21 protein-coding genes are annotated in these 18,890 nt (G+C 66.4%); 13 read left to right on the top strand and 8 right to left on the bottom strand.

Annotated features, from left to right (window positions below; all coding sequences use genetic code 11):
* Positions 1 to 2: 2 nt before the first annotated feature.
* Together V2B31_RS16520 and V2B31_RS16515 are read left to right on the top strand one after the other, a co-directional pair.
* Positions 3 to 1,178 (top strand): TonB-dependent receptor, encoded by a 1,176-nt coding sequence (locus V2B31_RS16520; RefSeq protein WP_328280561.1) that lies wholly within the window; start codon positions 3 to 5, stop codon positions 1,176 to 1,178.
* Positions 1,179 to 1,218: 40 nt separating this feature from the next.
* Entirely contained in the window at positions 1,219 to 2,031 is an 813-nt protein-coding gene (locus V2B31_RS16515) for a hypothetical protein (RefSeq protein WP_328280560.1), read from the top strand.
* Here V2B31_RS16515 and V2B31_RS16510 read toward each other — a convergent pair.
* Positions 2,028 to 2,624, bottom strand: coding sequence for a TetR/AcrR family transcriptional regulator (locus V2B31_RS16510; protein ID WP_328280559.1), 597 nt, complete (start codon positions 2,622 to 2,624; stop codon positions 2,028 to 2,030). The genes V2B31_RS16515 and V2B31_RS16510 overlap by 4 nt on opposite strands.
* A 73-nt stretch (positions 2,625 to 2,697) precedes the next feature.
* Here V2B31_RS16510 and bdcA point away from each other — a divergent pair, with 73 nt between their 5' ends.
* Positions 2,698 to 3,411, top strand: coding sequence for an SDR family oxidoreductase (gene bdcA / locus V2B31_RS16505; protein ID WP_328280557.1), 714 nt, complete (start codon positions 2,698 to 2,700; stop codon positions 3,409 to 3,411).
* Between the two features lie 131 nt (positions 3,412 to 3,542).
* On the opposite strand, the gene V2B31_RS16500 is transcribed toward bdcA, so the two are convergent.
* The gene (locus V2B31_RS16500) at positions 3,543 to 4,886 is read right to left on the bottom strand and encodes an amidohydrolase (RefSeq protein ID WP_328280555.1); all 1,344 of its coding nucleotides are present in this window, start codon (positions 4,884 to 4,886) and stop codon (positions 3,543 to 3,545) included.
* A 125-nt stretch (positions 4,887 to 5,011) separates the two neighbouring features.
* Here V2B31_RS16500 and V2B31_RS16495 point away from each other — a divergent pair, with 125 nt between their 5' ends.
* A complete protein-coding gene (locus V2B31_RS16495) occupies positions 5,012 to 5,257 on the top strand; it encodes a type II toxin-antitoxin system ParD family antitoxin (RefSeq protein ID WP_328280553.1) in 246 nt (81 codons plus the stop codon).
* A gap of 216 nt (positions 5,258 to 5,473) precedes the next feature.
* Here V2B31_RS16495 and V2B31_RS16490 read toward each other — a convergent pair whose 3' ends face one another.
* Both V2B31_RS16490 and V2B31_RS16485 read right to left on the bottom strand, forming a co-directional pair.
* Positions 5,474 to 6,265 carry a 3-hydroxybutyrate dehydrogenase gene (locus V2B31_RS16490; protein ID WP_328280551.1) on the bottom strand — a complete coding sequence of 264 codons (792 nt, stop codon included), beginning with the start codon at positions 6,263 to 6,265 and terminating at the stop codon, positions 5,474 to 5,476.
* Positions 6,262 to 7,449: a DUF3734 domain-containing protein gene (locus tag V2B31_RS16485; RefSeq protein ID WP_328280549.1), complete on the bottom strand. Its 1,188-nt coding sequence runs from the start codon at positions 7,447 to 7,449 to the stop codon at positions 6,262 to 6,264. Before V2B31_RS16485 ends, V2B31_RS16490 begins: the two co-directional genes overlap by 4 nt.
* 148 nt (positions 7,450 to 7,597) lie before the next feature.
* Here V2B31_RS16485 and ypfJ point away from each other — a divergent pair, with 148 nt between their 5' ends.
* The gene (ypfJ, locus tag V2B31_RS16480; RefSeq protein WP_328280547.1) at positions 7,598 to 8,476 is read left to right on the top strand and encodes a KPN_02809 family neutral zinc metallopeptidase; all 879 of its coding nucleotides are present in this window, start codon (positions 7,598 to 7,600) and stop codon (positions 8,474 to 8,476) included.
* A gap of 214 nt (positions 8,477 to 8,690) precedes the next feature.
* Here the strand turns inward: ypfJ and V2B31_RS16475 are convergent, their stop codons facing one another.
* Together V2B31_RS16475 and V2B31_RS16470 are read right to left on the bottom strand one after the other, a co-directional pair.
* The gene (locus V2B31_RS16475) at positions 8,691 to 9,032 is read right to left on the bottom strand and encodes a hypothetical protein (RefSeq protein ID WP_328280545.1); all 342 of its coding nucleotides are present in this window, start codon (positions 9,030 to 9,032) and stop codon (positions 8,691 to 8,693) included.
* Positions 9,033 to 9,104: 72 nt separating this feature from the next.
* Positions 9,105 to 9,299 carry a hypothetical protein gene (locus tag V2B31_RS16470; protein ID WP_328280543.1) on the bottom strand — a complete coding sequence of 65 codons (195 nt, stop codon included), beginning with the start codon at positions 9,297 to 9,299 and terminating at the stop codon, positions 9,105 to 9,107.
* Between the two features lie 97 nt (positions 9,300 to 9,396).
* Here V2B31_RS16470 and V2B31_RS16465 point away from each other — a divergent pair, with 97 nt between their 5' ends.
* From V2B31_RS16465 to xth, 6 genes are all read left to right on the top strand, one after another.
* Complete coding sequence (locus V2B31_RS16465; RefSeq protein ID WP_328280541.1) at positions 9,397 to 12,081, top strand: bifunctional [glutamine synthetase] adenylyltransferase/[glutamine synthetase]-adenylyl-L-tyrosine phosphorylase; 2,685 nt, start codon at positions 9,397 to 9,399, stop codon at positions 12,079 to 12,081.
* A 2-nt stretch (positions 12,082 to 12,083) separates the two neighbouring features.
* On the top strand, positions 12,084 to 12,545 hold the full coding sequence (gene bcp / locus V2B31_RS16460) for a thioredoxin-dependent thiol peroxidase (protein ID WP_328280539.1): 462 nt from the start codon (positions 12,084 to 12,086) through the stop codon (positions 12,543 to 12,545).
* Positions 12,542 to 13,351, top strand: coding sequence for a ferritin-like domain-containing protein (locus V2B31_RS16455; protein ID WP_328280537.1), 810 nt, complete (start codon positions 12,542 to 12,544; stop codon positions 13,349 to 13,351). Before bcp ends, V2B31_RS16455 begins: the two co-directional genes overlap by 4 nt.
* Before the next feature lie 106 nt (positions 13,352 to 13,457).
* On the top strand, positions 13,458 to 14,177 hold the full coding sequence (locus V2B31_RS16450) for a M23 family metallopeptidase (RefSeq protein ID WP_328280535.1): 720 nt from the start codon (positions 13,458 to 13,460) through the stop codon (positions 14,175 to 14,177).
* An 81-nt stretch (positions 14,178 to 14,258) separates the two neighbouring features.
* Positions 14,259 to 14,585, top strand: a complete 327-nt coding sequence (locus V2B31_RS16445; RefSeq protein ID WP_328280533.1) for a HesB/IscA family protein — start codon at positions 14,259 to 14,261, stop codon at positions 14,583 to 14,585.
* Between the two features lie 98 nt (positions 14,586 to 14,683).
* Positions 14,684 to 15,460, top strand: a complete 777-nt coding sequence (gene xth, locus V2B31_RS16440; protein ID WP_328280531.1) for an exodeoxyribonuclease III — start codon at positions 14,684 to 14,686, stop codon at positions 15,458 to 15,460.
* Positions 15,461 to 15,647: 187 nt separating this feature from the next.
* Here xth and rpoH read toward each other — a convergent pair whose 3' ends face one another.
* Positions 15,648 to 16,559 carry an RNA polymerase sigma factor RpoH gene (gene rpoH, locus V2B31_RS16435; RefSeq protein ID WP_328280529.1) on the bottom strand — a complete coding sequence of 304 codons (912 nt, stop codon included), beginning with the start codon at positions 16,557 to 16,559 and terminating at the stop codon, positions 15,648 to 15,650.
* A 75-nt stretch (positions 16,560 to 16,634) separates the two neighbouring features.
* A complete protein-coding gene (locus V2B31_RS16430; protein WP_328280527.1) occupies positions 16,635 to 17,588 on the bottom strand; it encodes an RluA family pseudouridine synthase in 954 nt (317 codons plus the stop codon).
* A 17-nt stretch (positions 17,589 to 17,605) separates the two neighbouring features.
* On the opposite strand from V2B31_RS16430, the gene V2B31_RS16425 reads away from it, so the two are divergent.
* Together V2B31_RS16425 and V2B31_RS16420 are read left to right on the top strand one after the other, a co-directional pair.
* Positions 17,606 to 18,007 (top strand): M67 family metallopeptidase, encoded by a 402-nt coding sequence (locus V2B31_RS16425; protein ID WP_328280525.1) that lies wholly within the window; start codon positions 17,606 to 17,608, stop codon positions 18,005 to 18,007.
* A gap of 93 nt (positions 18,008 to 18,100) precedes the next feature.
* Entirely contained in the window at positions 18,101 to 18,754 is a 654-nt protein-coding gene (locus V2B31_RS16420; RefSeq protein WP_328280523.1) for a histidine phosphotransferase family protein, read from the top strand.
* The last annotated feature ends 136 nt before the right edge of the window (positions 18,755 to 18,890 follow it).

Below are 18,890 nucleotides of genomic sequence, written 5' to 3'. Positions count from 1 at the left end.
CGATGGGGGGACGACATTATCTGGTGGCGCTGATGCTGGCCGCGGCGGCCGAGCAGGCGATGGCGCAGCTTTCGACGGCGGACCATGGCGGCTTTGCGCTGAAGCCGCGACTGGCCTTTTCGATGCGTGCCGTGCCGGCTGAACCGCGCCAGCGACCCGCGCGCATCTACGCCATCGACCTGTCGCCCATCCCGGCAGAGCCGGCGGCGATGCGGATGGCGGTCGAGCGGCGGCGGCAACTCTATGCCGGCGTGCGGGCGATGCGGTCGGAGGGGCTCGGCGCGCCCGCGCGGAACGGGACCGACATCGCGCCGCGCACCAGCCTGACGATGATCGACGCACGGTTCGATCTGCCGCTGGGGCGGCTGGCGGCGGACGATCGGCTGAGCGCGACGCTGGGCTGGCAGGGGGCGAAGATCAGCAACCGCAGCGCGAACGCGACGAGCCAGCTGACCCGCGACAATCTGCGCGCGAAGGACTGGTTCCTGCCGGTGGCGCAGATGCGGTTCGGCGTGATGCCGAGGCTGGCGCTGAGCGCCGACTATCGCGAGGCGATGTGGGCCTATGGCGATAGCGGCGCGATCGGAGCGATGGGGCTGGACCGCGAGGGGTTCCGCACGCTTCGGAACGCGCTGCGGCCCGAGCGCGACCGGCGGGCGCGGCTGGGGCTGGACTGGGCCGCGGGTCCGGGCGTGGCGGTGCGCGTGGCGGCCTATGCGGCGCGGATCGAGGACCGGATGGGCTTTGCGCGCGGAAGCTATGCGCCGCTGAACCTGGGATCGGCCGATGTACGCGGGCTGGACGCAGCCGTGACACACAGCCTGTCGCCCGCGCTCCGCTGGACGGCGCGTTATGCGCAGGCGGCCGTGCGAGCGGACGCGGGCGAGCAGGCGATGGAGCGCAAGCTGGCGCTGTCGGGCGAATGGCGCGCCGGGCCATGGCGCTGCGCCATGGGAATCGCGCGGACCAGCGCGCCGGCGCTGGGACAAGAGGCGGGCGCGGGGACGCGCTTCGAGGCGGGGATGGACTATGATGCGGGCGGGCCGCGCATCGGGCTGCGCCTGACCGATCCCGACCGGCTGAGCGCCAGCCGGCTGGGAGAGGCGATGCCGACCGGGCCGGCGCGCGCGGCCGAGCAGGCGCGGGCGGTGATGCTGACGGCGGCCTTCTCGCTCTGAGCGCCACTTTTCTGTAGCAATCCGGCATTATCGCGCCGGGATGATCGGCGGACGGACTATCGGGCTTTGGCTGGTGCTGCTGGCCGCGAGCGGGGCGCTGGCGCAGGAGGGCGACGCGCCCTCCCCGCCGCCCGCGCCGGTCACGCTGCGGCTGCCGGCGGTAGAGGCGCGGCAGGGGGTGGCGTCCGACGGCGTCCATGTCTTTGCCATCGATAATGAACGGATCGGCAAATATGCGATCGCGACCGGCAAGCGGATCGCGCAGTGGCAGGGGGAGCGGCGGCTGTTCCCGCATATGAACAGCTGCACCATCGCCGGGCGCGAGCTGGTCTGCGCGGCATCCAACTATCCCGCTCTGCCGCAGACGAGCGCGGTCGAGATTTTCGATGCGAAGAGCCTGCGCCATGTGCGGTCGGTGAGCCTGGGCTTCGGGCCGGGGTCGCTGACGGTGCTCGATCGCCATGCCGGCAAATGGTGGGCGGTGTTCGCCAATTATGCCGGCAAGGGCGGCGAGCCGGGGCGCGACCATCGCCATACGCTGCTGGTGCGGATGGACGACGCCTTCCGGCAGGAAGCGGCCTGGACCTTCCCGGCAGAAGTGCTGGCGCGCTTTGCCCCCTATAGCTGTTCGGGCGCGAGCTGGAGCGCGGACGGGCGGCTCTATGTGACGGGGCATGACCGACCGGAAATGTATGAGCTGGCGCTGCCCGAGGCGGGATCGGTTCTGGAGCTGCGGCGGACCATCGGGATCGATTCGCCGGGGCAGGCGATCGACTGGGATCCAAGGGTCAGGGGACGGCTCTGGTCGGTGGATCGGAAGGACACGGCGCTGGTCGCCAGCCAGATCGACTAGGTCCGGCCGCCCAGCATCGCCTCGATCGCGAGGCCGCCCATGTCGGCGACGGCGCCCAGGCGGTCGGGCGGGGTGCCGGCGCGGGCGTCGGCGGAGAGGCCGGACATCAGCATGACCATATAGTCGGCGACGAGATCGGCCTTGTCCGGGTGGCGGAGGGCGACAAAGTCGGCGATCTGCTGGCGCGCGGCGGCCTTGCGGCTCTGGGCGCAGCGGGTCGCGTCCGCATCTGTGCCGCGCGCGCCTTCCAGCACCATGCAGCCGATCGCCTGGCTGTCGTCGGCATAGAGGCGGGCGGCTTCGCGGAGCAGCGCCTTCAAGGCTTCGGCGGTGTCGGCGTCGGGGGTCAGCAGGCCCATGACCGGCAGGGCGGACTGGCCGTAGCGGGCCAGCACTTCGTCATAAAGCGCGGCCTTGCTGCCGAAGGCGGCGTACAGACTGGGCGGGTTGATGCCCATCGCCTCGGCCAGCGCGGCGACGCCGACGCCTTCATAGCCATGGGCATGGAACAGCGTCTGCGCCTTTTCCAGCGCTTCGTCCCGATCAAAGCCGCGGGGGCGGCCGCGCCTTTTTATTTTTTCTGTATCGAGCACTACAAAAATCCTTGAACGGGCATGTGAGGCATTTATATAGCGGTCGGTACAGAAATTCTCAAGGATGACCATCATGACCGACCTGACCAACAAGAGCGCGCTCATCATCGGCGGAAGCCGTGGCATCGGGGCAGCGATCGTGCGCCGCTTCGCGAAGGACGGCGCGCGTGTCACCTTCACTTACTCAGGATCGCACGACGCGGCGCAGGCTTTGGCGACGGAGACGGGCGCGACCGCCGTCAAGTCGGACGCGGCCGACCGCGCCCAGGTGATCGAGGTGGTAGCGGCGCAAGGCCCGCTCGACATATTGGTGGTGAATGCCGGCGTCGCGATGATCGGCGATCCGCTGAGCTTCGATCCCGATGCGGTGGACTGGATGATCGATATCAATGTCCGCGCGCCCTATCATGCCGCGGTGGAAGCGGGACGGCGGATGCCCAATGGCGGGCGCATCGTCGTGATCGGATCGGTCAATGGCGATGCGGTGCCCTTCGCCGGGGCGGCCGCCTATGCGCTTACCAAGTCGGCCTTGCAGGGACTGGCGCGCGGCCTGGCCCGCGACTTCGGCGATCGGGGGATTACCGTCAACATCGTGCAGCCCGGCCCGGTCGACACCGACATGAACCCGGCGGACGGCGAGATCGCCGAGATCGTCAAGCCCTTCCTGGCGATCAAGCGCTATGGCAAGGCCGAGGAGATTGCGGGTCTGACCGCCTATCTGGCCGGGCCGGAGGCGTCCTACGTCACCGGGGCGATGCACACGATCGATGGCGGGTTCGGGGCGTGAGGGTTCGTCAGAAGAGGATGTAGCTTATAGTTCCCCGGCGCAGGCCGGGGTCCAGGGGCGGAGGCGCAGCGCCTGGGACTCTGGACCCCGGCCTGCGCCGGGGAACAAGATATTAGCGTTGCTCGGTCTCCTCAGTCCTTCTTCAATATGTCGAGCGCCAGCAGGGTCATCGCCTCGCTGGCGGTCGCGATGACGGCGTCGGCCTGGGGCGCCCAGAAGGGGCTGTGGAGCGAGGGGAGGGTTGCCTGGCCTGCCTTTGCCGCCGCCATTTTGTCGGCCGGCACGCCGCCGACCCAGAAGATGAAGCTGTTGATATTCTTGTCGGCGCGGTAAAAGCGGCCGAAATCCTCGCCGCCCATGACGGCGGGGGTTTTCACGACGCGGCCTTCGGGGAAGTGCCCCTTGAGCAAGGTCGCCATCTGCTCGGCGAATTCGGGCGGATTGTAGGTGGAGGGGGTGAATTCATCCTTCACGGTGACGACCGGCATCCGGTCCTCCGGCACGCCGGCCGCGATCGCTTCACCCCGGGCGACGCGCTTTATGCCCTCGATCAGCTTCGCGCGGGTCTCATCCGAATAGCTGCGGACGGTGAGCAGCAGTTTCGCTTCGTCGGGGATGATATTGTGCTTCGCCCCGCCCTGGAAGCTGCCGACGGTGACGACGGCGGGATCCTGCGGCTCCTGTTCACGGCTGACGAGGGTCTGGAGCGTGGTGACGATGCGCGCGCCCAGCACGATCGGGTCGCGCGTGGTCTGGGGGTAAGCGCCGTGGCCGCCTACGCCCTTCACCAGCACATCGACGCTGTCGACATTCGCCAGCGCATAGCCGGGCGTATAGCCGATCGTGCCGGCGGGCAGATTGGCGGCGTCGTGGAAGGCGATGGCGTGGGTCGGGCGCGGGAAGCGCGTGTAGAGCCCGTCCTCCAGCATGTCGCGCGCGCCCTTGCCGACTTCCTCGGCGGGCTGGAGGATCATGACCAGCGTCCCCTTCCACCGGTCCTTCCAGGCGGCGAGCAGCCGGGCGGTCTCGATGAAGGCGGTCATGTGCGTGTCATGGCCGCAGGCGTGCATGACGCCGGTCTCGACGCCCTCGGGCGTCTTGGTGCGGACCTTCGACGCGAAATCGAGGCCGGTCTGTTCGACCACCGGCAGCCCGTCCATGTCGGCGCGGATGAGGAGGGTGGGGCCGGAGCCGTTCTTCATCACCGCGACGACGCCGGTGCCGCCGACCTTCTCCGTCACGTCATATTTGAGCGCCTTCAGCCTCTTGGCGAGCTTGGCGGCGGTGTTGACTTCCTGAAGCGAGAGCTCGGGATTGGCATGGAGGTCGTGGTAGAGGGTCATGAGGCCGTCCATGTCCTTCGCCACGGCCGCGCCGATCTCGCTTTGGGCGGGCGGCGGCGCGGCGGGCGTCTGGGCCGTGGCGGTGGACGATAGGCTGGCGGCGGCCAGAACGGCCGTGAGCGCGTGGCGCATGTGTGACTGTCTCCCTTGCTGGCGAGGAGCATAAGGCGATTTTGCGGGCGGGGAAGGGGGATGTTCAGGAAGGGAAGGGTTGACGGTATTTGCCAATCTCTGCCATTATTTGGTTGGAGGCAGCCATGGCGACTATGAACATCTCCCTTCCCGACCGTATGAAAATCTGGGTCGAGGCGCAGGCGGACACGGGGCGATACAGCAATGCCAGCGATTATGTGCGTGACCTCATCCGCCGGGATCAGGAGCGGCACGGCGCGGTCAGCCACATGCAGCGCCTGATTGACGAAGCCAGAGCCAGCGGTGAAAGCAGCGATACGATGAATGATATTCGCGCCAGGGCTTTGCGGCAGGCGGACGCTGCAAACTGAGCATCGAAAGATACTGATAGCTTTTGTTCCCCGGCGCAGTTGATGGGAGGCGCGTTACTCCCATCAAGGGTCCAGTTCCACGCTCCAAGCTGGACCCCGGCCTGCGCCGGGGAACAAGGTAAAGTCTTCTTATGAGCCGTCGTCAGCCCAGCTTAGGCTATATTTCGAGAGTTCTGCGCGCTGCCAGGACTGGATGAGCAAGGGTGAGCGTTGACCCTACTGCGCCGTCCAGCCGCCGTCGATGCTCATATTCGCGCCGGTGATGTTGGCGGCGGCGTCGCTGCACAGGAACAGGGCCATGGCGGCGACCTGCTCGACGGTCACGAACTGCTTGGTCGGCTGGCCGGCAAGGAGCACGTCGTTCATCACCTGCTCGCGGGTCATGCCGCGCGCCTTCATCGTGTCGGGGATCTGGTTTTCGACGAGCGGCGTCCAGACATAGCCGGGCGAGATGCAGTTGGCGGTGATCCCGTCGGTCGCGACTTCCAGCGCGACCGTCTTGGTGAAGCCGGCGAGGCCGTGCTTGGCGGTCACATAGGCGCTCTTGAAGGGCGAGGCGGTCAGCGAGTGGGCCGAAGCGGTCTGGATGATGCGGCCCCATTTCTTCGCCTTCATATGGGGGATGGCGAGCCGGGTCGTGTGGAAGGCGCTGGTGAGGTTGAGCGCGATGATGAGGTTCCATTTATCGACGGGGAACGCCTCGACCGGGGCCACATGCTGCATGCCCGCATTGTTGATGAGGATATCGACGCCGCCGAAAGCATCGGCCGCTTCCTGCATCATCGCTTCGATCTGGTCGGCTTTGGTGAGGTCATGGCCCGAATAGAGCGCCTTGCCGCCCGAAAGCGATTCCAGCCCCAGCCGCTCTTTCTCGATCGCGTCCGCATCGCCGAAGCCGTTGATGACGATGTTCGCGCCTTCGCCGGCCAGCGCCTTGGCATAGGCGAGACCGATGCCCGAGGTCGATCCGGTGATGAGGGCGGTCTTGCCGGCGAGGGACGTGCTCATGCGGACTTCTCCTTGAGGTGATCGGGTTCGTCGAGATCGAAGGTCGAGCTTTTGCCGTTGATGATGTTGCGGGCGATGAGATCGCCCTTGTGCATCACTTCCTCGACCGCGTCGCGGCCCTGGCTCCAATGATCGAGCATGGTCGAGCGGGAGAATTCGAAGTCCTTCGCGCCGCTTTCCCAGTTGCGGGTGCGGTAGATCAGATGGACGATGTTGACCGAAGCGCAGTCAAGCATGTCGCGCAGCGCGAGCGCATCGGGATCGGACTGGAGATCGGGGGGGAGCTTGTCGAGCAGCGCCTTGATCGCGCCATGCTCGTGGCGCAGGCGCAGATACTGGTCGGTAACCTGGCGGGTGCGGCTGCTATATTGAATGTCCTTGGTACGCGAATAGACATCGGTCATCTGGCGCGGCATCGGTCCTTCGGCGGGGAAGAGATCGACCTGGAACACCAGCATGTCGTCGCTCTGATGGTCGAGCACATGGGCGAGCGGGGTGTTGGAGACGATGCCGCCATCCCAATACCAGCGCCCGTCAATCTCGACCGGCGGCAGACCCGGCGGCAGCGCGCCCGACGCCATGATGTGGCGCGCGTCGATGCGGGTGTTGCCGCCGGGGCCGCGCGTGTCCCAATAGGAGAAGTTGCCGCTTTCCACATCGACCGCGCCGACCGAAAGACGCACCGGGCCTTCGTTCAGCAAGTCCCAATCGACGCAGGCGTTGAGGGTCTCCTTCAGCGGGGCGCTGTCATAGAAGCTGATCGCGCCGGGCGAGCCTTCGGGCATCAGCACGGCGGGCCAGAGGCGCGGGCGGAACATGCCCGGCACGCCGAAGCCGGCGACCACGCCGGCCGCCGTCAGATGCGCGACCTCGCGGACCGGATCGATCTCCGGCAGGATGACGTTGGGCATCCCGCCCGACACGGTGTACCAGAATTTCTTGAGCCGGCTGAGGCGCCGATGCGGCGGGTTGCCGGCGATGATCGCGGCGTTGACCGCGCCGATCGAGATGCCCGCGACCCAGGTGACGTCGATCGCCAGCTCGTCCAGCCGCTCATAGACGCCGGCCTGGAAAGAGCCGAGCGCGCCGCCGCCCTGCAACAGCAAGGCGACTTCGCGGGGAAGGGGGAGCGGGGTTCGGGCGCGGCGCGGGTGGCGCGGAGGGTGCGGATCGGTATCGGCCATATCGCAGTGCAATATAGGCTTTGAAGATGTCATTCCAATGATAAGTCGCGGGCGATTTCAACGGGCGGCGGCAACCTTCCCGTGACTCGGCGGTTCCCCGCTCTAATGGAATCGCCTAGGTAACGACCGGGGACACAGGGAGGGCGCAATGCGGCTCGACGACGAACAGGAAAGCAGCCATTTCGAGGTGCAGGACGGCCGGGGCGGCGGCTTCGGCGGCGGGCTGGGCGGGGGCCTGGGCATGTTGCTGCCGCTGATCGGCAGCCGGTTCGGCTGCGGCGGGATCGTGGTCGTGCTGGTCATCATGGTCGTGATGGGCATGAACCCGCTGAGCCTGATCGGCGGCGGGGGCGGCGGGCAGCAGGTGCAGACCGAGCGCCCCGCCACCAGCGAACTCAGCGACGTGCAGCGCACCTCGCTCAAGGTGCTGGGATCGACCGAGCGGCGCTGGGCCGATATCTTCAAGGCCGAAGGCCAGCAATATCCGCCGCCGACCCTGGTCTTCTACAGCCAGAACGGCCAGTCGGGCTGTGGCGCGGCGATGTCCGCCATGGGGCCATTCTACTGCCCGGCGGACCAGCGCATCTACCTCGACACCGATTTCTTCACCGAGATGAAGACGCGCTTCAACGCGCCGGGCGATTTCCCGATCGGCTATATCATCGCGCATGAAGTGGGCCATCATATCCAGACCATCACCGGGCAGGCGGACCGCATCCGCCGGGCGCAGCAGCGCGCGAGCGAGGCGGAGGGCAATGAACTCCAGGTGAGGATGGAGTTGCAGGCGGACTGCTATGCGGGCGTATGGGCCGCGCGGGACCAGAACCTGATGGAGCCGGGCGACCTGGAAGAAGGGCTACGCGCGGCCGAGGCGATCGGCGATGACACGCTCCAGAAGGCGGCAGGCCGGCGGCCGGTGCCTGAAAGCTTCACCCATGGGACAAGCGCGCAGCGGATGGAATGGCTGCGCAAAGGGCTGTCGACCGGCGACCCGGCGCAGTGCGACACGTTCAAGGGCGCGATCTGAGCCGCGCCTAGAGCATCGAGCGTTTAATCTGAACCGCCGCCGTTCGGTTCGAGTAGCCCCTTCGACTGCCTGCTTGCAGCAGGCGCTCAGGACAGGCTTCGAGCGAAGTCGAGAAGGCGTATCGAGAACGCTTACCAAGACCTTCTCGACAGACGGTTCTCGACTTCGCTCGAACCTGCTCGAAGCGAACGGATCATATTTAAGGCGCATTAAACTAGAATTCGCCGTTTGGGGAGCCGGGCGGCGCGTCGGCCGGGTTGAGGGGCTTGGATGGTGTCGGGGCTGGCGCGGTGTCCGGCCCCGAGGGGCTCAGCATGGGCTGACCCGCGCCCGCCAGCGGCCGTCCGGCGTCAGGCGGGCTGCTATAGGCAGGGGCGACGGGCGGCGCGACCGGGATAGGGGGTGGTGGCGGTATGCCGGGAGGCAGCGGCGCGTTTACCTGCTCGGGCGCGTCCGGTTGGTCGGTCGGCGCGTTCTGCGGCACGACATTCTGCACCGCCATAACGATCAAGGGCGCGGCAAGCAGCGTGCCGATGGCGAAGGTGCGATACATCATGGCTCTGACTTTACGACGAGATGCGGTGCGTTGAGCCGGAATTTACCGGAAAAGGGTAAATGAAATGCTGCGCTATTGATGCGTATCAAGTCGGGCCAGCAACGCCATGATGTCGTCGGGAAGGGCTTCGCGCGCTGGCGAGAAGGTGGCGCGCAGGGCGTTTCCAACCCCTTCATAGGGCTTCGGCAAGCCCACATTCACGATACGAGCGTGCCCCATATCATGCCCGTTCGCCGATCGGCCAAAGGGTTTGCGCTGCATTTCCATGAGAGACAAACGGTTGAGGCTCGCAAAAGTTTCTGGCCTTTGACGCAAGCGCAGGCGATTAGGGCCGCCGACCGGACCCGGCAAGCGGAGGAGAGGCGTGATCGGATGGGCTGAAACGGAGGCGCGAATTCGCGGTTATTCGCCGTTTCTGGCGCGTGCGCTCGACCGTTATCCCGCTGTTGCGGCGCGGCTGGCGAGCGGCGATTTCGATGCGGCGCTCCGGTGCGCGCAGGCGGTAGACGGCGGTGCGGATGGCGTTGCGCGCGCGCTGCGGCGGCGGCGCGGGGCGATCGCGCTGACGGTCGCTGCGGCCGATCTGGCCGGCGCGTGGGATCTCGACCGGGTGACGCGCACCCTGTCCGATTTTGCCGATCAGGCGCTGGAAGAAGCGCTGAGCGCTGCGATGCGCGAGCGTTACCCGGATGCCGATCCGCGCGGGTTCGTGGTGCTGGCGCTGGGCAAGCATGGCAGCCGCGAACTGAATTATTCATCGGATATCGACCCCATCCTGCTCTACGATCCGCGCACCATGCCGCATGGGCCGCGCGAAGATGCCGCCGACGCCGCTGTGCGGATCGGACGGCGGGTGAGCGAACTGCTGACGACGCGCGACGGCGACGGATATGTGTTTCGCGTCGACCTCAGGCTGCGGCCCTCGCCCGAGGCGACGCCGATCGCGCTGCCGGTGGAGGCGGCGATCGGCTATTATGAGTCGACCGCAATGGGGTGGGAGCAGGCGGCGTTCATCCGGGCGCGGCCGGCGGCGGGCGACATTGCGCTGGGCGATTATTTCCTGCGGCAGATACGGCCTTTCGTCTGGCGGCGGAGCCTGGACTTCGGGGCGATCGACGCGATCGTCGATATTAGCCGCCGCATCCGCGACCATTATGCGCAGGGGCAGGCGTTCGGGCCGGGTTACGACCTGAAGCGCGGGCGTGGCGGGATACGCGAGGTCGAGTTTTTCGCGCAGGTGCATCAGCTGATCCATGGCGGGCGTGATCCGGCGCTGCGGTCGGGCAATACGCGCGTGGCGCTGCGCGCGCTGGCGGCGGCGGGGGTGATCGAGGGCGAAGTCGCAGAGCGGCTGGATGACGCCTATGTGCTGTTCCGCACGGTCGAGCATCGGTTGCAGATGGTCGAGGACCGGCAGACGCACGAGCTGCCCAAAACGCGCGAGGCTCTGGACAATGTGGCGCGGCTGCATGGGCTGGGTGACGGGGCGGCGCTCCTCGACCTGCTGCGGCCGCAGGTCGAATGGGTCGGGCGCAATTATGACCGGCTGACCCCGGACAAGGCCGACATGTCGCTGTCGCAGGATGAGGCGCGGCTTAAAGAGCAACTGACCGAGATGGGATTTGCCGACGCCGAGACGCCGGTGGCGCGGATCGGGCGGTGGCGGAGCGGCACGATCCGCGCGCTGCGCAGCGCGCCGTCGCGCGAGGCGCTGGAGGCGCTGCTGCCGGGGCTGATGCGGACGATGGCGAAAGCGCCCGATCCCAGCCGCGCGCTCAACCGGCTGGACGACATGATCGCGCGGCTGCCAAGCGCGATCAATTTCTTCAAGCTGCTGGCCGCGCGGCCGGCGCTGCTGGAACTGCTGGCCGAGATATTGAGCCATGCGCCGACGCTGGCGGACGCGCTCGGGCGGCGGGCGGAGCTGATCGACGGGCTGATCGATGCGTCGGCCTTCGATCCGCCGCCGGCGGTGCCGGTGCTCGCCGCGCAATTCGCCGCGCTGGAGCCGGGCGAGGATTATCAGGCGCTGCTCGACCGGGTGCGGCAGCGGGTGGGCGACCGGCGCTTTGCCTTGGGCGCGCAGATCATCCGAGGCGGCGATCCGCTGGAGGCGGGGCGGGGCTATGGCCGGGTCGCGGAGGCGGCGATCGAGGTGCTGGCCGCAGGGGCGGTGCGCGAGTTCGAGGCGGCGCACGGGCGGGTGCCGGGCGGCGAGATGCTGATCCTGGCGCTGGGGCGGCTGGGCGGCGGGGTGCTGACCCATGCGTCGGACCTGGACCTCGTCTATCTTTTCACAGGCGATTTCGCGGCGGAATCCGATGGCGGCAAGCCGCTGGGCGCGACGCAATATTTCAACCGTATGGCGCAGCGCATCACCAATGCGCTGTCGGTGCCGACCGCGTCCGGGCCGCTTTATGAGGTGGATACAAGGTTGCGGCCTTCGGGCGCGCAGGGGCTGCTGGCGGTCAGCCTCGACAGTTTCGCGCGCTATCAGCGCGAGGAGGCGTGGACCTGGGAGCATCTGGCGCTGACGCGGGCGCGGCCGGTGTTCGGATCGGCGGCGGCGCGCGCGGCGCTGGCGGCGGTGCTGGACGAGACGCTGCAACGGCCGCGCGACACCGACGCGCTGGCGCGGCAAGCGGTGAAGATGCGCGGCGACATCGCCCGGCACAAGCCGCCGGCGAGCGCGCTGGACGTGAAGCTGGCGCCGGGCGGATTGGTCGATCTGGAGTTCCTGATCCACGTCACCCAGTTCCGGCATCGCATGGCCTTCCACCCCGACCTGTCGCTGGCGCTGGCCGAACTGGTCGCGGCCGGACATCTGCCGGGCGAGTTGATCGCCGCGCACGACCTCATCACCCGCTTCCTGATCGTGTCGCGGCTGGTTTCGCCCGGATCGACCGAGCCGCCCGAGGCGACACGGCCGCTTGTCGCGCGCGCCTGCGGGGCTGACAATTGGGACAGGCTGCTTGCAAGCTATGCGGCGGCGCGGCAAAGCGTGGGCGAAGCCTGGGCCGCGCTCGCCGCGCCCTTCGAGGAGGAGTGACCATGCTGGAACAGGGAGACGCGCTTCCCGCCGTTGCGCTGAAGGATGCGAATGGCGCGGACATCGATTGGGGCAGCTATAAGGGCAAGCCGCTGGTGATTTATTTCTATCCCAAGGCGGATACCCCCGGCTGCACCAACGAGGCGAAGGATTTCACCGAATTGTACGATGCCTTCGCGGCCGCCGGCGCGAGCGTGATCGGCGTGTCGAAGGACAAGCCGGGCAAGCTCAAGAAATTCGCCGAGAAATATGGGCTGCGCGTGATCCTCGCGTCGGACGAGGATGGCGGGGCTTGCGAGGCGTTCGGCACCTGGGTCGAAAAGTCGCTCTATGGCCGCAAATATATGGGGATCGAGCGCGCGACCTTCCTGTTCGACGCGGATGGCAAGGCCGCGCGAGTATGGCCCAAGGTCAAGGTCAAGGGTCATGCGCAGGAGGTGCTGGAGGCGGTGAAGGCGCTTTGACGCTGCCTGCCGCCATCGACAGCGTGGGCGCGGGGTGCGCCCATGTGCTGACGACGCCCGATCCGACGCCCAAGCTGATGGCGGCCCGCGCGGTGGCGCGGGCGTGGCGGCTGGGGCGGCTGGCGTATCGGTTCGACATGGCGATGCCCGATCGGCCGGCGCGACCGCACGCGCCCCAACTGCTGCCGCCCAACCGGATGCCCAAGCGCGGCAGGATGGGATCGGAACGGGCGCGGATCGCGATGCTCCATGCCCTGGCGCATATCGAATTCGTGGCGATCGACCTCGCGTTCGACCTGATTGGGCGTTTCGGTGGCGAGTTTCCCGCTGCATTCACCGACGAATGGATGCGCGTGGGGGCGGAGGAGGCGATGCATTTCGCTTTGCTCGACCGGCGGCTGCGGCAGATGGGGAGCCATTATGGCGCGCTTCCCGCGCATGACGGGCTGTGGGAGGCAGCGGAGGACACGGCGCGGGACGTTTTCGCGCGGCTGGCGATCGTGCCGATGGTGCTGGAGGCGCGGGCGCTCGACATAACGCCCGGAACGGTGGCGCGGTTCGAGGCGGTAGGCGACCTGACTTCCGCGAGAATGTTGCGGCGCATCATGCAGGACGAGATCCGCCATGTCGGGGCGGGGACGAACTGGTTCGGCTGGGCGACGAACAGAGCAGGCGTTAACCCTGTCGAAGCTTACCAAAAGCTGGTGAAACGCCATTTTCGGGGCAGCTTGAAGCCACCGTTCAACGACTCGGCGCGTCGGCAGGCCGGTCTGACGGAAGAATTCTACACCGCGCTTGCAAGCTGAGCGGCAATTTGCAGTCTGGCTTCAGCGGGGGCGATCCAGGTCGCCAAAAAGTTAACACGGGAAGCGCCGAGAAACACAAGTTTCCGGTAACATAGTCGGGGTCTGCATGTCGGTTCTAAAGACGAGTAATGCGCGCGGGTCGTTTCGGTTCCAATCCGCCGCCAAGATTTTCGCCAGCATCGGACTTTTCGGCGCGCTGTGTGCGGCCGCCCCCGCGCAGGCGACCGAAAGCGACGATCCTTATGGCGACGCTTCGGAAATCAACACCAGCGCGCTTGGCCCGGCCGATGTCGGTTTCGCCAACCTTTTCTCCAGCCTCCAGCGGATGGACGGCAACGCCAAGACCGCCGCCTACATTCCGTCGGGCCGCCCGGTCGAGAAGCTGACGTTGACCTCGAACTTCGGCGTCCGGTCCGATCCCTTCAACCGCAGCGCGCGGATGCACAAGGGCATCGACATTCCGGGGCCGATCGGCACCCCGATCCACGCCACCGCGGATGGCATCGTCAGCCGATCGGGCTGGGCCAGCGGCTATGGCAATCTGGTCCAGATCTCGCACGGCAGCGGCATGGAAACGCGCTACGGCCATATGTCGAAGCTGCTGGTCGCCGAGAACAGCTATGTGAAGCGCGGCCAGATCATCGGCCTGATGGGCTCGACCGGCCGCTCGACCGGCAGCCATCTTCATTATGAAGTCCGCGTCGATGGCGCGGCGATCAACCCGCTGCCCTTCGTCGCTGGTCCCGACTATCTGGTGGCGATGAACAGCAAGCCGCCGATCGCCATGGGTGGTCCGACCAAGGCGCAGGAAAAGGCGGTCGACTAAGTCCGCTTTATATCGACGCTTTCGCAAAGGTCCGGCAGCAGCGCTTGCCGGGCCTTTTGCTTGACCCTATTTAGGGGACATATGGCCGACATCGATCTTTCCCCCTCCGCTGCCGCCCGCGTCGCGGCGATCGCCGCCAAGCAGGGCAAGCCCGCCATCCTTCGCCTCTCGGTGGAAGGGGGCGGCTGTTCGGGCTTCCAATATCGCTTCGGCCTGGCCGAGGCGGTCGAGCCGGACGATGTGTCGGCCGAGCGCGACGGCGTGACCTTGGTGGTGGACGATGTGTCGATCGACCTGGTGCGCGGATCGGCGGTCGATTTCGTGTCGGACCTGGGTGGTCAGGCGTTCAAGGTGACGAACCCCAATGCGACCGCCGGTTGCGGGTGCGGGACGAGCTTTTCGGTGTAGAGTCCACATCCGTTCGGGCTGAGCTTGTCGAAGCCCGCCATTTCCTGAAGAAGAGAAAAGCCCTTCGACAGGCTCAGGGCGAACGGGGTTAGGTTTTCATGCGCATCGCCACCTTCAACATCAACGGCATCAAGGCGCGATTGCCGCGTTTGCTGGAGTGGCTGGACGAGACGCGGCCCGATGTCGCCTGCCTTCAGGAGATCAAGACCAGCGACGAGACCTTTCCGGCGAAGGATATAGAGGGCGCCGGTTATGGCGCGATCTGGCACGGGCAGAAGGGGTTCAACGGCGTCGCGATCCTTGCGCGGGGCGAGACCCCGGTCGAGGTGCGGCGCGGGCTGGATGGCGAGCCGGAGGACGAGCATAGCCGCTATCTGGAGGCCGATGTGAAGGGCGTGCGCGTCGCGTCCATCTACCTGCCCAACGGCAATCCGCAGCCCGGCCCCAAGTTCGATTACAAGCTGCGCTGGATGAAGCGGCTGCGCGCGCGCGCTGCGGAAATCTGGGCCGAGGAAGTGCCGGCTGTGCTGGCAGGCGACTATAATGTCATCCCGCGCGACGTGGACACCTATTCGGTCAGGGCCATGGCCGACGACGCGCTGATGCAGCCGGAAAGCCGCGCCGCCTACCGCCGGATGCTGGGCGACGGGTGGACCGACGCGATTCTGTCGCGCCATCCGGCGGGCGGGGTGTGGACCTTCTGGGACTATCAGATGAACGCCTGGCCGCGCGACGCGGGGTTTCGCATCGACCATCTGCTGCTGAGCCCCGCCGCCGCCGACCGGATGATCGACGCGCAGGTCGACCGCGATTTTCGCGGGCGGGAGAAAGCCAGCGACCATGCGCCGACATGGGTGGAATTGCGGCCGGCTTGAATTCCTCGCAGGCGTTAGAACGGAATGTTGTAATTGGGATCACGCCCACTTCCGTTCGTGCTGAGCCTGTCGAAGCACGCGCGAGCCCTTCGACAGGCTCAGGGCGAACGGTTCACATTTAAGGCGCTATGATCCAAAAAAAGCCCCGGATCGCTCCGGGGCTTTTTCGTTTCAGGTAGAGGGCCGGTCAGGCGACGGCGAGGCGGGCCATTTTTTCGAGGCGGCCTCCGGCAATGCGCATCATCGCCTTTTGCAGCTTCTCGAACGCGCGAACCTCGATCTGACGGACGCGTTCGCGGCTGACGCCGTAGACCTGGCTCAGTTCCTCCAGCGTCTTGGGCTCTTCGGCCAGGCGCCGTTCGGCCAGGATATGCTTTTCCCGGTCGTTGAGATCGGTCATCGCTTCGACCAGCATCTCGTGACGCTGGGTCTTTTCCTGCTCGTCGGCGACACGCTCGTCCTGGAGCGGGTCATTGTCCTGCAACCAGTCCTGCCACTGACCCTCGCCATCCTCGCGCATCGGCACGTTGAGCGACGTATCCCCGCCCATCGCCATGCGGCGGTTCATGGATACGACATCGTCCTCCGACACGCCCAGGTCGGTCGCGATCTTGGTCACGTCCTCGGGCCGCAGATCACCATCCTCGAACGCTTCGATGCTGTTCTTCATCCGGCGCAGGTTGAAGAAAAGCTTCTTCTGCGACGCAGTGGTGCCCATCTTCACGAGGCTCCACGAGCGCAGGATGAACTCCTGGATCGAGGCGCGAATCCACCACATGGCGTAGGTCGCAAGGCGGAAGCCGCGATCGGGCTCGAACTTCTTCACGCCCTGCATCAGGCCGATATTGCCTTCGCTGATGAGTTCGCTGACGGGCAGGCCATAGCCGCGATAGCCCATCGCGATCTTCGCCACGAGGCGCAGGTGCGAGGTCACCAACTGCGCCGCCGCCTCAGGATCCTGATGTTCCTGATAGCGCTTCGCGAGCATATATTCCTGCTCGGGCGTCAGCAGCGGAAATTTGCGAATTTCCGACAGATAGCGGTTGAGGCTGGCTTCACCGCCCAGCGCCGGAACCGCGGGGACATTGCTCTTGGCCATGTCGTCACCTTTCCCTTTCATGCGCGGCGGGACCCAGAAGAGGCGTCGCTGCGCCGTCGCAAAACTTGTCCAAAACTATACGAGAAGCACGCTTAACAGTTCCTGCATGTCGGATGGCAGTGCACTTTGGAACAGCAGGGGCTTACCTGTTACAGGATGTATGAACCCCAGCGTTTTCGCGTGCAATGCCTGCCTTTTGAAACCCAGCGTTTCCAGTATCGATTTGAAACCTTTTCTCTCTCTACCGTAAAGCGGGTCGCCGATCAAGGGGTGACCGATATGCGCCATATGGACGCGGACCTGATGGGTTCGGCCGGTTTCCAGCCGGCATTCCACCATCGCCGCACCCCGCAATCGGTCGATCATGCGATAATGGGTGACGGCATGTTTGCCGCGTCCTTCCCGATGAACCGCCATCTTCTTTCGATCAGCGTCCGATCGCCCGATCCAGCTGTCCACCGTGCCGGCAGGCGGCAACGGGTGGCCGTAGACGATCGCGTCATAGAGCCGGTCGATACTGTGGTCCTTGAACTGACGCGCGAGCCCCTCATGGGCCTTGTCGGTCTTTGCAACGACCAGAAGCCCCGACGTATCCTTGTCGATGCGGTGGACGATGCCGGGCCGCGCTACGCCGCCGATGCCGGACAGCTGCCCGGCGCAATGGTGGAGCAGGGCGTTGACCAGCGTGCCATCGAGATTGCCGGCGGCGGGATGGACGACGAGGCCGGCGGGCTTGTCCACGACGACGAGGTCGGTGTCCTCATGCACGATCGCGAGCGGTATGTCCTGCGCCACCGTGTCGAGCGGAGTTGCTTCTGGCAGAGCGACGGTGAAAAGCTGGCCCTGCGCGACCTTCATGGAGGCGTTGACTCGGCCGGGTTGCTCGCTGCGGACATGGCCCTCGCCGATCAGCGCCTTGAGCCGTTCGCGCGACAGATCGGGCAGGAGATCGGCCAAGGCGCGGTCGAGCCGCAGGCCATGCTGAGCTTCGCCGATCGCCGCTTCGATGATGGAAACCCCCGAACCCATGTCGTAACAATGTAGGAATGAAGGTAGCGATATCAAGGGCACTGCTGGAACAGATCATGACCCTTTGCGCCGGGCGGGAGGCGGAGGCGTGCGGGCTGCTGCTGGGGCAGGCCGACCGGATCGAGGCGATCCTGCCCGCCGCCAATGTCGCGCCGGACCCGTTGCGCCATTTCGAGCTGGACCCGGCTGTGCTGATCGCGGCGCATCGGGCGGCGCGGCGGGGCGGTCCGGCGGTGATCGGCCATTATCATTCGCACCCCTCGGGCGTGGCGGAGCCGTCGCGGACCGACGCGGAAAGTTCGGCGCCCGATGGCAGCCTGTGGCTGATCGTCAGCGACGGTTCGGCGCGTTTGTGGCGCGCCGAGCCGGACAGCGCGGTAAAGGCGCGATTCACCGAAATCCACCTCGATCATGAGTGACGGAAAGGCGGCAGGCCGGGCTTGCATCGCGGGCCATGGGCGCGCATTAGCCGAATATTCCCCCTTCGATCCAATCCGGTGACACGCCCCATAATGACCAACCCCACCGACAGCATCGAATTTGCCAGCCTGCTCTGCTCGCGGCTCTGCCATGACCTGCTGAGCCCGGTCGGCGCGCTCAACAACGGCCTTGAACTGATGGCGGATGAGACGGACCCGGAGATGCGGGCGCGCTGCCTGGAACTGCTGGGCGACAGCGCGCGGACATCGGCGAACAAGCTTAAATTCTTTCGCCTGGCGTTCGGATCGGCGGGCGGTTTCGGTGACGCGGTGCCGCCACACGAGGCGCGAGTCGCGATCGAGGGCATGTTTGCCACCGCCGGCCGGGTGAAGATCGGCTGGATGGTCGAAGAGCAGATGCTCGACAAGCTGGCGGCGAAAATCTTGCTGAACCTGGCGCTGATCGCCGGCGATGCGCTGGTGCGCGGCGGCCAGCTCGACATCGGCGCGGAAACGCGGCCGGGCGTGACCGAGATCGTGGTGCGCGCCGAGGGGCCGAAGCTGGTGCTGGACCCGGACCTGCGCGCGGCGCTGGCCGGCACGCTGCCGATCGAGGGGCTGGCGTCGCGCACGGCGGCGGCCTGGATGGTGCGCCAACTGGTGGAGGAAGTGCGCGGCGAGATCGCGCTGTCGCCGCCGGGCGAGCCGGTGCTGCTGTTCGGGGCGTCTATTCCCGATCGGGGGTAGGACGCCGGCCGCATAGGGCCGTAGGAAAATGCCGGGCGCTCCGTTGACAACCCAACATGCCATTATAAGGTGGGGTTGGGGTTATACTAACGCGCGCTGGGACTGACTCACGGGAGGGATTCCCAAGCTGCTGAAA

Origin of the sequence: Sphingobium sp. (assembly GCF_036170395.1) — a bacterium.
Lineage (GTDB): Bacteria > Pseudomonadota > Alphaproteobacteria > Sphingomonadales > Sphingomonadaceae > Sphingobium.
Note: the sequence above shows the minus strand (reverse complement) of the source record. Positions and strands in the feature narration are given on the sequence as shown.